The organism is Streptomyces europaeiscabiei (assembly GCF_036346855.1).
GTDB lineage: Bacteria > Actinomycetota > Actinomycetes > Streptomycetales > Streptomycetaceae > Streptomyces > Streptomyces europaeiscabiei.
In genome coordinates, this window is the sequence record NZ_CP107841.1 from 1,543,539 (window position 1) to 1,555,930 (window position 12,392).

The window sequence follows — 12,392 nt, forward strand, 5'->3', positions numbered from 1 at the left end:
TCCGGTGCACGTCAACCCTTCGGGCGTGCTCAGCCCCTCAGGCCCGCCCGGACCGCCGCGGCGACGACCGCTTCCCGCTCCGCGCCGGTGAGCCGGCCCTCTGACACCCACCCGTCGGCGAGGGCACGCACCGCACGCACGAACGCCTCGGAGGTGGGGAACGGCGCCTGTGCCCAGAGCACGTCGAGGAAGGTCAGACCGTCGCCACGCGTACGGTTCGGGACGCCCGAGTGCGCCGTGCCGAACACGACGACGGGCTCGGAGCGCCTGAAGTAGGCGTGGTAGCGGACGTCGTCGCCGACGAAGAACGGTGCGAGGGTCAGCCCGTGCGTGGTGAAGTGCAGCGGCCTGCCCCCGGGGCGGACCGCGTCCGCGAGATCGCCGCGCAGGGTGAAGTCCTTGTAGAAGGAGAAGCTCCGGAACCCGGCCTCCTGGCTCCGCGCGACCAGCAGCAGCGGACCGAAGAACACCGACTGGACCGTGGGATCGTCCAGGGCCCGCTCCACCCGCAGCCGGTACGGCGCGGAGATTCCGACCCGGTCGCCGCGCCGCCAGTTCCGGCTCAGCGTGAGATACGACCCGGGCACGGCCTCGACCCGTTGCCGGACCCCGTTGACCGTGACGGTGAAGCCGCCCGTGGCCCAGGACGGCACCCGCAGCCTCAGGTCGAACGTGCCCCCGCCCTCCCGGAACGTCAGGGTGCGGACCCCCTCGGCCGGATAGGCGCTCGCCTGTTCGATGACAAGACCCCGCTCCGGCCACCGCAGGGTCGAGGCGAGATACAGGTTCACATACAGCGCGTCGCCGTCGGCGGAGCGGAAGTACACCGAGTCCTGGTACTTGGTGTGGTTCTCCATACCGGTGCCGCCGCAGCAGGTGCCGGTGTTGCCGTACTCGCGCACAACCCCCGGGCCCATCCCGACGAAGTAGGTGACCTCCGGGCTGCCCGTGCTCGCCGCGTCCCGGCGGGAGGCAAGGATGTGGTTGGTCAGACCCCGCTCGTAGTAGTCCATACGGGCCGCGTCGGGCTCCCGGAAGAACAGCTGCCGGCTGAGCTTCAGCATGTTGTACGTCGCGCAGGTCTCGGCGTTCTTGTCGTCCAGCGTGGCCGCGATGGCGCCCCGCGCCTTGAACATCTCGCCCTGCCCCGTACCGCCCAGACTGTACGTCCGGGGCCCGGCGACCATGCCCCAGAAGTTCCGCGCGGCCTCGGCGTACCGCTCCTCCCCCGTCTCGTCGAACAGTCGCAGATATCCGGTGAACTGCGGGATGTGCTGGTTGGCGTGCCGCCCGTCGAGGATGTCCCGGTCCTGGGCACAGGCGTCCAGCAGCGCGGTGTTGTCGAAGCAGCGGGCGGCGGCGAGGTGTTCCGCCTTGCCGGTGAGGGCGTGGAGATCGGCCATCACCTCGTTCATGCCGCCGTACTCACCGGCGATGTAGATGGACCACATGCGCTCCAGCTGCGCCTTGGGCAGCCCGCCGAGTCTGCTGTGCACCCAGTCGCCCATCTTCGAGGCGATGGCCAGGGCCTGCGCGTTCCCGGCCAGGGTGTGCGCGTCGAGGAGTCCCCGCATGATCTTGTGGCAGGTGTAGTACGGCGCCCAGATGGTCGGGTACGTCGTGTAGCTCTCCAGCAGGATGAACTGCGTCTCCGGGTAAGCCGCCAGAAAGCCGGGGTGACTCGGCCGCGGCGTACCGCGCTCCGCCAGCGCCGTCTGGCACTCCCCCAGTGCGCCGACCATGTGGTCCAGCTTGGTCTTGAGGGCCGCCTCCCTGGTGTCCGCGTACGCCTGGGCGATGAGGGTGAGGAAGTGGCCGCCGTAGTGGCCGCGCAGATTGCCGTCGGAGGTCTCCCAGCCGCCGGGCGGCAGGGCGCCCCGCGTGTCGAGACCGGCGTTGGCGCGGAAGACGGCCAGGACGCGGTCGGCCGGGTAGGACCGGGCATAGCCCAGCATCAGGTCGCGCTTGGCCTTGAACACCCCGTCTCCGAGGGTGACCTGGTCCAGGGGGAAGGGGCGTACGGACCAGGTGGAGGGGACGGGCTGCGGGGCGGCGGGGGCCTGGGCAGCGGGGGCCTGCGCGGCTTGCTCGGCCGTGGCGGCGTGCGCGAGCGAGGTCGCCTGCAGGAGCGGGGTGGTGGCCGCCGCTCCGGCCGCCAGGGTCAGCAGCCTTCGGCGGGTGGGGGGTTGGGACATGCTTCTCGACTCCGATCGTCGGTCGTACGGCGGGGGTTGGAACTGTTCGCCAAGGAGTGCGCACAAGGTCGAGTTGGCTCGGTCGTGTGATCGTCCGCTTGCGGGCTCGCGGTGCCCTGGGCGGATCGGGCTAACGTGATCGTGCGACCTGGGACACCGGGTGCGGCGTCAGCGTGCGGGCCCCTGCTCCACCAGAGGATGGTTCAGGGCCTCCCGTCGCCCTCTGGCCGTGACCAATTGGCCAGGTCGCGCAGGGAACTGGCCTCCCGGGCCCGGACCACGCACAGGATGCGTGTCGCCGCCCCGGGGTCGAGTACACCGGGGACCAGCTCGCCCAGGACCGTTCGGGGCGCGCGGCTGAGCGGACCCACCCCCGCTCAGTCCACAGGAACGGTGAGGGCTGGACGGGTGACCGCCCGCTCGACGAGGCAGGCGGTCACCCGGCAGTCCTGGAGGGCCCGTCACGGTGACGGTGGCCGTGGCGCGGTACGTGGTGCCCGCCACGGTTCCCTTCACCTCGAAGGTGCCGGGTTCGGCGTACTGTCCCGGCTCGACCGGGTCCCAGGTGACGCCGGTCCGGCTGTCCTTGGAGCCGTCGTTGTAGGTGGCGACGACGGTCGCCGGGAGCGTGGGCGCCCGGCCGGCGCGGGTGGTGACGTGCTCCTCGCCGAGGCTGGTGATCTCGACCGCGTCGGTCCGGCGTACCCACACGGTCGCGGTGACGGGCCGCGCGGCCCGGTCGGCGATGCCGGTGATCCGTACGCTCGTGCCACCCTCGGCGACCTGCTCCTCGGTCAGGGCGGGCCAGACGACGGGCGAGCGGGCCGTGGAGCCGTCCCCGTACACCAGCGTCACCTCGCCGGGCAGTTCCGGGATCGTGCCGCGCGGGGTGGGAACGTGGACCTCACCCACGGAGTCCGGCGTCTCGGCGTACACCTTCCACTCCTGGACGCCGAGGGCCAGGTTCGGATGCCCCGTGAGCCGGGCACGCAGGGCCGTCGTCGTGACAGGAGTGAAGGTGGTCCGGTTGTAGCCGTCCTCGGCTGTGCCGTAGCCGCTGGGTGCGGAGACCTCGCGCCAGGTGTCGCCGTCCCGGTACTCGATGACCCAGGACGCCGGAACCCCGACCCCGTCGCCCGCACCAGGCTGGGCGTCACGGAAGAAGTACAGGTCGGAGCCGTCCACGCGGACCGGATCCTCCCAGGTGTACTGGACCCACTGGGTGCCCTTCTCCGGCCAGCTGCCCCAGCGCGGGGCGTCGGAGGACGAGGCGGGTTCCCGGCCGTCGTTGATCGCGGCCACGGACTCCCAGCCGGAGGTGTAGGAAGCCGTCGCGGTCGCGGAGGGCGCCACGTTCACCTGCCCGTCGGACAGTCCCTCCGCCTTGACCACGACCTTCTTCGACGTCTCCGAGGAGCCGTCGGTGGCGGCGAGTTCGAGGGTGTAGGTGCCGGCCGCGGTGAAGCGGGCGACGGTCGTCACGGCACCCGGGTCGTCGAGGATGGCGGTTCCGCCGTCCGGGCCGTCCGTCACCTTCCACCCGGCGGAGAGCTTCCGCTCCGGGAGGCCGTCGTCCTCGACGATGCCCGTGAGCCGGACCTGACCGGGACGGCTGTACGCGGTGTCCCGCCATGCCTCGACGTAGGGGGCATGGTTGCGGGCGGCCGGGGGCCGGACGCCGGTGTGGAACGCCTGGATCTCCTTCAGGCCACTGGTGTGCCCGTCCCGGTGGCGCATCAGCACCCGCAGCTTCTGCGTCGTCACCTTCTTGAAGCGCACCTGGTTGAGATTGGCCCTCGGGTGGACCGGTGTCCTGGCGGGCCGGGCCACGTCCTGCCACCGCCCCTCACCGTCCTGGAACTGCACGGTGTAGAGCGCGGGCTCGGCGTATCCGCCCGGCCTTTTGTCGCTGTAGAAGTGGAGCCGGACGTCATCGACGTCCCGTGCGCGCCCGAAGTCGATCTCGTACCAGTCCTCGGCGTTGCCCGAGCCGCGCGCGCCCCAGTGCGGCTCGTTGACGGTGAACCCGTCGACGGCTCCGGCCACGCCCCTCCCCTGGGCCTCGTGCGAGGCGCGGGCCGTGGCACCGGCGGCGAGGTTGTCCACAGCCGTGCCGGTCAGGTCCCGCCCGGCCTTGGCGAACAGGTCGGTGACCCGGTCCTCACGGCCGTACTCGACGTCCTGCGGTGCCGCCACGGCCGTACGCAGCCCGGTGGTTCTCGCCTTGGCGCCGCCACCGTCCGGGAAGGTCACCTTGCGGGTGACGGGGTCGTAGACGAGGCGGGTGAGACGGTCGGCGGTGAGGGCGAGTCTGCCGTCGAGGTAGAGGGAGTAGCCCTCGGGGACCTGCCGTCCGTACGGCCGTTTCCCGTCCCCGGGTTCGTCCCACAGCACCGCCACGTCGGTACCCCGGTAGTTGATGTCCGTGACGGCGAAGTGCGGCCAGTCGACGTCGATCGGTGACAGCTCGATCCTCCGGTCGTCGCGCGGGCGGAAGCCCATCGCGTCCTCGATCACGGTCCAGTTCGTGGTGCCGAGGATGGTGTGGTGGATCCAGGAGCGGTAGCCGACCTTCTGCGGGTCGGCGCTGCCGTCGGCCCAGAACTCGTTCTGGTCGGGCCACCGGTTGTCACCGTCGACGTACTGGGCCCAGGCGTTCCAGGAGAGCAGCTTCTTGTACCAGGTGCGGTCGATGTACCGGTTGGGGTACTTCCGCAACACGGAGGAGAGGAAGCGGAAGGTGACCGTGGAGTTGATGACGGAGAAGTTGTTGCTCCCCGGATGCCCCTGCTCCGCCGCCTCGGCCTTGTCGGCCTGGTTGGCCGTGAAGAACGGGAAGACCGGGTACTGCTTCGCGTCCGCCCACAGCCGCAGGGCTTCGAGGTACTGCGGGTCCTCGTCCGGCGTGGGCATCAGGCCCACGCTGTACGGGTAGTAGTTGTTGATCTCCTTCCAGGGCACCAGGCTGTCACTGGCCACGTGCCGGTGCTTGAGCAGCTTGTCCTCGGGGTCCCAGAGATGTTCGAGGACCGCGTCCTTCACGCGCTCGGCGATGCCGCGCATCTCCTTGGCCTTGGTGTCCTCGCCGAGCAGGTCGTACGCGCGGGCGGAGGCCGTGGCGTTGCTGTACACGTACGCCGACTCGGCCCGGTCCAGGTTCCCCGGCTTCCAGTCGAACGACACCGCGTCGGCGTCGTTGCCGGTCATGGCGCCCCAGTCGTACTCGATCAGTCCGTTGCCGTCGTGGTCGTAGGCCGCGAGCTGGCCCTTGACGTCCTTCTCCGCGTACCGGGCAAGGTTGCGCGGGATGCCGTCCGGCCCGCCGTGCACCTGGTAGGAGCGCCAGGCGGCCTCGGAGATGTACTGGGTGTAGCTGTTGGACCAGTTCTCCGGGTCGCCCGGGTTGTCGGAGTACTTGCCGTTCTTCGAGACTTCTCCGGCCGACACCCAGGGGCCGTACGAGTAGCTCGGGTCTCTCAGGTACTTGAGGTCGTCGACGAACATGCCGACGGTCAGCGCGATGGCGTTGTTGTAGCCGAGCACGCCCTCCATGGAGGTGGGGAACTGGTAGTCGTTGCCCGGGATGTCGGCGTCGAGGTAGTTGTAACGCAGCAGCCACCAGCGGTAGTAGAGCGTCTTCTCGATGTTGTCGTCCGGGAGGTCCATGAACGGCAGGTTCTCGGCCCACCAGCGGTTGTAGGCCTGCACATGCCCGCGGAAGGCGGCGGCCGGAGCCGCCCGGCGCACGGAGTCGTACGCCGGCCGGGACTCGGTGATCTCCTCGGTGACGAAACCCAGTTGGACCTTGGTGGTGAGGGTGCGGCCCTCCGGGACGGTGAGGGTACGCGTCAGGGCCTCGCCCTCGGGCGCGAAGCCGTCACCGCTCAGCCGGGGGAAGACCGTGGTGAGGTTGTTCTTCGCGGCCACCGTGCCGGTGAGTTCACGGCCCTCCGGAGTGCCCGTGTACGGGGACGAGGCGCGCAGGGTGATCTCGCGGCTCGCGGACCCGGCGTTGGTGAGGGCCAGGTTCGTCACGGCGACATCGGCGTCGGTGATGAACTTCGTCTGCGTGACCGTCAGCCCGGTCGCCTCGTGTGTGAACTCGCTGCGCCAGTAACTGGGCTTCTGAACACGGGAGTCGGTGTTCTCCCTGAGCGTGAGCCGCTCGCCGTCCACGGCCACGTCGACCGTGTACGCGGCCCGGTTGTCGAGGCTCTCCCAGTACGCGACCTTGCCGCCGAAGCCGAGCCGCGCGGGATCGTGCTCCTTCATGAACACCGCCCGGCCCCGGGTGAACAGCCAGTCACCCGCCGGGTCGTCGCCCTTGCGGGCCAGCATCCGGTCCATCCAGAAATCGGTGCCGTTCCCTGCTCTCCGATCGGCGTCGTACTGGGCGCGCATCGTGCGACGAACCGTGAACCCGGCGGGTAACTCCGGTACGGGCTCCGCCGATCCGGAGTACACGGGGTAGCCGATCGCCGAGTTGTCGGCCCGCGCCGGAGCGGCGGCGGCGAGCGGGACGAGCAGCCCTACGGCCAGCGCTCCGGCCAGGGCTGCGCGCCGGTGCCGTCTTCGTGGTCCGCGCACGGCTACCGCCCCCTCCCGGTGTCGCTGTCGCTGTCCGGACTCTCGGACCGGCCCTCCTCGGCCGTCGTCGGCAGCCACACCCGCATCGTCGAGGGGCCCCTGTCCGCCCAGGAGTGGTAGGGCACGAGGACGATCCCGGTGGGGCGGGCGGACCGCTGTCCGGTGGGGTGCTCCAGCGGCTCGTACGGCCAGGCCGCCTCGCTCCGCCCTGCCTGTACGGCGACCTCCCCGGCGACGACGACCGTGCCGCCCGTCCCCTCCGTACCGTCACCGCCCGGCCCGTCCTCGGGGTCGGCGGACGTGTCCACCCGGATCGCGTCGACCTCGTGGCCGTCCGGGAGGTCCACGGACTCGGCGCAGTACACCAGCGGACCGCGCTGGACGGCCACCGTGCCGCGTACGGCGTCGATGCGGGGGTCGGCGTGGATCCAGCGCGGGGCGACGGGCAGTTCGAGCCGTATCTCGTCGCCGGGCCGGAAAATTCGGGTGACCGCCGTCGCGCCCGGGGTGACCGGGCGGCGTACGCCGTCGGGGCCGACCAGCCACGCCGGTGCGCCCGCCGCCCACGCGGGCACCCGCAGCGACAGGGTCCATGGGTGGGCGGGGGAACGGCCGATCCGGACGGTGACGGTCCCGCCGGACGGGTAGTCGGTGCGGACCCGCAGGGCGATGCTCCGGCCGCCCTTGAGCGAGGTGACGATCTCGGCGTCGGCGTACTGGTGCAGTTGCACCCCCTCGTCGTCCGCCGTCGCCAGGTAGGCCGGCAGGTGGGCCAGGGTCCGCGCCACGTTGGTCGGGCAGCACGACACCGCGAACCAGGGGGCGCGCAGTCCCGAGTCCGCCCGGGGGCTGTCGACGTCCGCCCGCGGTGCGACACCCCGGTGCCGCCGGTGCAGGGTGTTGGCGTAGAAGAAGGACCGGCCGTCCCCGGACGGCGAGGTCGCGACCACGTTGAACAGGGTCCGTTCGACGAGGTCGGCGAAGCGGGGTTCGCCCGTGGCGAGCAGCAGCCGCCAGCCGAGCATCACGGAGGCGACGCCGGCGCAGGTCTCCGAGTAGGCGCGGTCCGGGGGCAGGACGAAGTCGGCGCCGAAGGACTCGTCGCGGTGGTGGGAGCCCATGCCGCCGGTGAGGTAGGTACGGCGGGCGACCGCGGCCTCCCACTGGCGTACGACGGCGGCGAGCAGTTCGTCGTCGCCCCTCTCCACGGCCACGTCGACGGCTCCGGCGGCGAGGTAGAGGGCGCGGACGGCGTGACCGCGCAGGACCGTGGCACGGCGGACCGGGACGTCGTCCTGGAAGTAGGCGCGGCCGAACTCGCCCTCGGCGAGGGAGCCGTGGCCGCGCCGGTCGACGAACAGCGCGGCCTGGTCGAGGTAGCGCTGCCGGCCGGTGAGCCGGGCCAGTTCGACGAGGGCCGACTCGATCTGCGGATGACCGCAGACGGCCTCGGTGCCGCCCGGCCCGAAGGTGGCGCAGACGTGGTCGGCGGCCCGCTGGGCGATCTTCGAGAGTTCGCCCGCGCCCCGGGCGCGGGCCTGGGCCACACCGGCCTGGACCAAATGCCCCTGGCAGTACAGCTCGTGGCCCTCTTCGAGGTCGCTGTACCGGGCGGTCTGTCCCGGGCGGCCGAAGGCGGTGCTCAGATAGCCGTCCGGGTCCTGGGCGGGGGCGACGAGGTCGGTGAGGGCGGTGATCTCGGCGTCCAGCGGGGCGCCGTCGCCGTTCGCGGCCTCCCAGGCCATGGCTTCGAGCAGCTTGTAGACCTCGGAGTCGGCGAACTCCCGGCCACGCCGGTCCCGCTCGATCCTGCCCTCGACCGCGGCCCGGAAGTTGCCGGTCCAGCCGACGCGGTCCATCCAGTCACGGCAGTGGCCGAGCGTGGCGGTCGTGTTGGTGTGCCGTCGCCGGGCCCAGAACCCCCCGGTGATCCTGACCTCGTCGAGGCCGAGCGGCCGCAGCCGGCCACGGGTCGGCGCCACGGGCAGGACGGTCGACGTCACCGCGTTCTCCCTCACCTGTTCATGCCTTCGGATCGTCCCTTCGGTCGTCGGTGGGCGGTCCACGTCGTCGTGTCGCGCGGATGCGTCGGCGCGGCGGGTCGCGTGTGCGCGTCAGCCCTTGAGCGCGCCGGACATGAAGCCCCGGATGTAGTGCCGTTGCAGCAGCAGGAAGAGGAGCAGACAGGGCACGGCGAGGACCACCACGCCCGCCTCGGTCGCGCCGTAGTCGACGGCGCCCATGCTCTGCTGCCGCAGATTGGCGACGGCCAGCGGCAGGGGTGCCTTCTCGCTGTCGGAGATGAGGATCAGGGGTGCGATGAAGTCGTTCCAGGCGGCGAGGAACGCGAAGAGCCCCACGGTGATCAGCCCCGGCCGCACCGCCGGGAGGAGCACCCGGCGCAGCGCGCCCGCCGTGCCGCAGCCGTCGACGAGCGCCGACTCCTCCAGTTCGCGCGGCACCGCCTCGAAGGAGATCCGCATCATGAAGGTGGCGAACGGCAGCTGGAACATGGCCAGGACGAGACTCAGCCCGACCAGCGAGTTCTGCAGGTGCAGCCTGCCGAGCAGGACGTAGAGCGGGATCAGGAGGGTGGCGTACGGAACCATGAGGATGGCCAGGGTCAGCAGGAACAGCAGGTTCTTGCCGGGGAAGTCGAAGCGGGCGAAGGCGTAGCCGCCGAGCAGGGAGACGCCGAGGGTGAGGGCGACGGTCAGCGCCGAGACGACCGTGCTGTTCAGCAGGTACTGCCACAGTCCGGCGTCGTAGTCGAGCAGCGTCCGGTAGTTGCCGAGGCCGTGGCCCTCGTCCTGTGCGGTGCCGGGCTGGGGGCTGACCGACGCCCAGGTGTTCCACAGCAGGGGGAAGAGGAAGATGACGGCCAGCCCTCCGGCTACGACGTAGTACGGCGTACGGCCGAGGGTGCGGGCAGGCACGGTCGGGGTTCCTCTCATGACTCGTCGGCGCGGCGCAGGCCGCGGAACTGGAGGGCGTTGAGCAGGAGCAGCACGGCCAGCACGATGATCGACAGGGCCGCCGCGGTGCCGAGGTCCAGCCGCTGGAAGGCCTCGCGGTAGATCAACTGCACGACGGTGACGGTGCTGTTGTCGGGGCCGCCCTTGGTGAGGATGAAGAACTGGTCGAAGGCGAGCAGTGATCCGGTGACACACAGCAGCAGGGTCAGCGCGAGGGACGGGCGCAGCAGGGGCAGCGTGATGGAGCGGAAGATCTGGGCGCGGCTCGCGCCGTCCACCCGCGCCGCCTCGTACACCTCGTGCGGGATGCGTTGCAGGCCCACGAGCAGGATCAGCATGTAGAAGCCGGCGAACTTCCAGACGATGAGGAACACCGTCGACAGCAGGGCGGCCGTCGGTGTGCCGAGGAAGGACACCTCTTCGTCGACGAGGCCGAGCCCTTGCAGGATGTCGCTGAGCGGGCCGGTGGTCGGGCTGTACAGCCCCCAGAAGAGCAGGGACGCGGAGGCCAGGCCGAGGGCGCCGGGCAGGAAGTAGACCGTTCGGAAGAAGCCGGCACCCGGGCGGGACTCCTGCACGAGCAGGGCGAGGAGCAGCGCCAGGCCGAGCAGGACGACGGTGACGACCCCGGTGTAGAGGAGGGTGAAGCGGACTGCGGGCCAGAACAGTGGGGCGTCGGTGATGTCGGTGTAGTTCTCGGGGGCGTTGACGCCCCGGTCCCCGGCGAGCAGCGGCCAGTCGCTGAGGGACATCTGCCCGACGAGCAGGAGGGGCAGCAGGAAGAACACCCCGACGAACACGGCCGTGGGGGCCGCGTAGGCGAGGCCCTGGACCTTGCGGGACCGCCACCGCGGCGCCGGCGCGCGCGGCGGACAGCCCCGGTGTTCCGGCCGGGACCGGTGCGCGGTCGGCACGGACTCGGCCACCTTCACCTGCATGCCTCTCCTCTGTTGACGGTCGCAGGGGGCGTGGGAGTTGACGGTCGCAGGGGGCGTGGGAGGGGTGGTGCCGTGTGTCTCACCCGGCCGTGGCGCCGGTCCGGGTGCCGTGCCTCAGTCGGCGAGCGACTTGCTGACGGCCTCGTTGTCCTTGTCCACGGACGCCCCGTCGCCGAAGACGGCGTCGCGCATCAGCGTCAGCCAGGGCCCGTTGGGGTCGTTGAAGGTCTGGCCGAAGTTCAGCGCGTACGGGGTCTGCCCGTCGGCGACGAGTTCGTTGATGGCGACGAGGCGGGGATCGGCGTCGGAGTGCTTGTTGGAGGCCAGATCGGTGCGGGCCACGACGTCCTTGTGCGCGGCGACGACGTCGACCTGTGCCTTGTCGCCGAGGGTCCAGGCGAGGAAGTTCCAGGCCTGGTCGGTCTTCTCGCTGGTCGCGGCGATACCGATGGCGTCACCGCCGACGAACGTGGACCTGCCGCCGTCGGGGCCGGGGATGGGTGCCACACCGAGGTCCAGATCCTTGGGCATCAGCCCGAGCGTGGTCGACGGCATGGGCATCACCCCGACCTTGCCCTTCGGGAAGATCCCGGTCCAGGTCGTGCCCGTCTCGTCCTTCGCGCCGGGCGCCACGATGTCGTCGTCCACCCAGCCCCGGTAGGTGTCGTAGACCTTCTTGGCGGTGGCGGAGGCGAGTCGCGCCTCGGTGCCGTCCTCGTTCAGCACCTCCTCGCCGCCGGCCCAGATCGACGGCCACCACGTGAACACGCCGCAGCCACCGCAGTTGCCGCCGAAGAAGGTCCCGTTGACGTCTCCGCCGAGGGCGTCCACCGCGCGCGCCTGCTCGTCCCACTCACCCAGGGTCGTGGGCGGCTTCTCGGGGTCGAGCTTCGCCTTCCGGTAGAGGTCCTTGTTGTAGAAGAGCACCGAGAGATCCAGGGTGTGCGGCACCACGTACTTCTTGTCCTCGTACGTGCCGGCCCTGATGTGCGACTGGGCCAGGTTCTCGGCGAAGGGCAGGGCGTCGACGCGTCCGGTGAGGTCGGCGAAGAGGCCGCTGGAGGTGTAGTTCGGGACGAAGACCACGTCGGAGGCGAACAGGTCGGGCAGATCCCGGGAGCCGGCGGCGGCACCGACTTTCGCCTGGTAGTCGTCGGTGGGGACGACGGTCAGCTCGACCTTGTTCTTGTGGCTCGCGTTGTACGCCTTGACCAGGGCCTCGCTCTGCGGCCTGGTCGCCGCGCGCGTCCACATCGTCAGCGTGGCGCCGTCGTCGACGCCCCCGGCCTTCGCCGTCCCGCCCCCTGCGTCGCCGTCCGAGCCGCCGCCCCCCGACCCGCAGGCCGTGACCAGGGTCGCGGCGGCGAGAGTTGCGACGGCGTTGGTGACGAGGCGGCTCGCGCGGCCACGCGGTCCGACCGTGCTCCCCATGTTCGATCCCCCTTGTTTCGCGGCGGGCCGTGCGGGGCCCGCCGGTCGGGACGATGGCTGTGGTGGCACTGAACCGAGTGGCGGACGGCGGACGAACGAAGACCGCACGAGTACCGCACCAGTGGGGCGGACGAGTGGCGGAAACGAAAGGAACCGAAAAGGCTTTCTGAGACGCTAGGCCGCACCCGAATACTCGTCAATCCCCTTGCAGGGAGCGGTTGTCGAAGGCTCACAGAAACGCAAGGCAGCATCCTGACCGAAACGTT

Annotated in this window: 6 protein-coding genes; all 6 read right to left on the bottom strand. The window is 70.9% G+C overall.

Features of this window, described 5'->3' with window-relative positions:
• Positions 1-29: 29 nt before the first annotated feature.
• The 6 genes from OG858_RS06430 to OG858_RS06455 all read right to left on the bottom strand — a co-directional run bounded on the left by OG858_RS06430 (position 30) and on the right by OG858_RS06455 (position 12,126).
• Positions 30-2,195, bottom strand: a complete 2,166-nt coding sequence (locus OG858_RS06430) for a glycoside hydrolase family 127 protein (protein ID WP_319068497.1) — start codon at positions 2,193-2,195, stop codon at positions 30-32.
• Positions 2,196-2,363: 168 nt separating this feature from the next.
• A complete protein-coding gene (locus OG858_RS06435; RefSeq protein ID WP_328545057.1) occupies positions 2,364-6,782 on the bottom strand; it encodes an Ig-like domain-containing protein in 4,419 nt (1,472 codons plus the stop codon).
• A 2-nt stretch (positions 6,783-6,784) separates the two neighbouring features.
• Positions 6,785-8,785: a glycoside hydrolase family 127 protein gene (locus OG858_RS06440; RefSeq protein ID WP_328545056.1), complete on the bottom strand. Its 2,001-nt coding sequence runs from the start codon at positions 8,783-8,785 to the stop codon at positions 6,785-6,787.
• Between the two features lie 111 nt (positions 8,786-8,896).
• Entirely contained in the window at positions 8,897-9,718 is an 822-nt protein-coding gene (locus tag OG858_RS06445; RefSeq protein WP_086746548.1) for a carbohydrate ABC transporter permease, read from the bottom strand.
• 14 nt (positions 9,719-9,732) lie between these two features.
• On the bottom strand, positions 9,733-10,695 hold the full coding sequence (locus OG858_RS06450; protein ID WP_328545055.1) for a carbohydrate ABC transporter permease: 963 nt from the start codon (positions 10,693-10,695) through the stop codon (positions 9,733-9,735).
• Positions 10,696-10,809: 114 nt separating this feature from the next.
• Positions 10,810-12,126 (bottom strand): ABC transporter substrate-binding protein, encoded by a 1,317-nt coding sequence (locus OG858_RS06455; RefSeq protein WP_319265767.1) that lies wholly within the window; start codon positions 12,124-12,126, stop codon positions 10,810-10,812.
• Positions 12,127-12,392 lie beyond the last annotated feature (266 nt).

Excerpts from the sequence above, each read along its gene's own strand:
- OG858_RS06450 (WP_328545055.1), bottom strand. The coding sequence starts at position 10,695 with ATGCAGGTGAAGGTGGCCGAGTCCGTGCCGACCGCGCACCGGTCCCGG.
- OG858_RS06455 (WP_319265767.1), bottom strand. The coding sequence starts at position 12,126 with ATGGGGAGCACGGTCGGACCGCGTGGCCGCGCGAGCCGCCTCGTCACC.
- OG858_RS06430 (WP_319068497.1), bottom strand. The coding sequence starts at position 2,195 with ATGTCCCAACCCCCCACCCGCCGAAGGCTGCTGACCCTGGCGGCCGGA.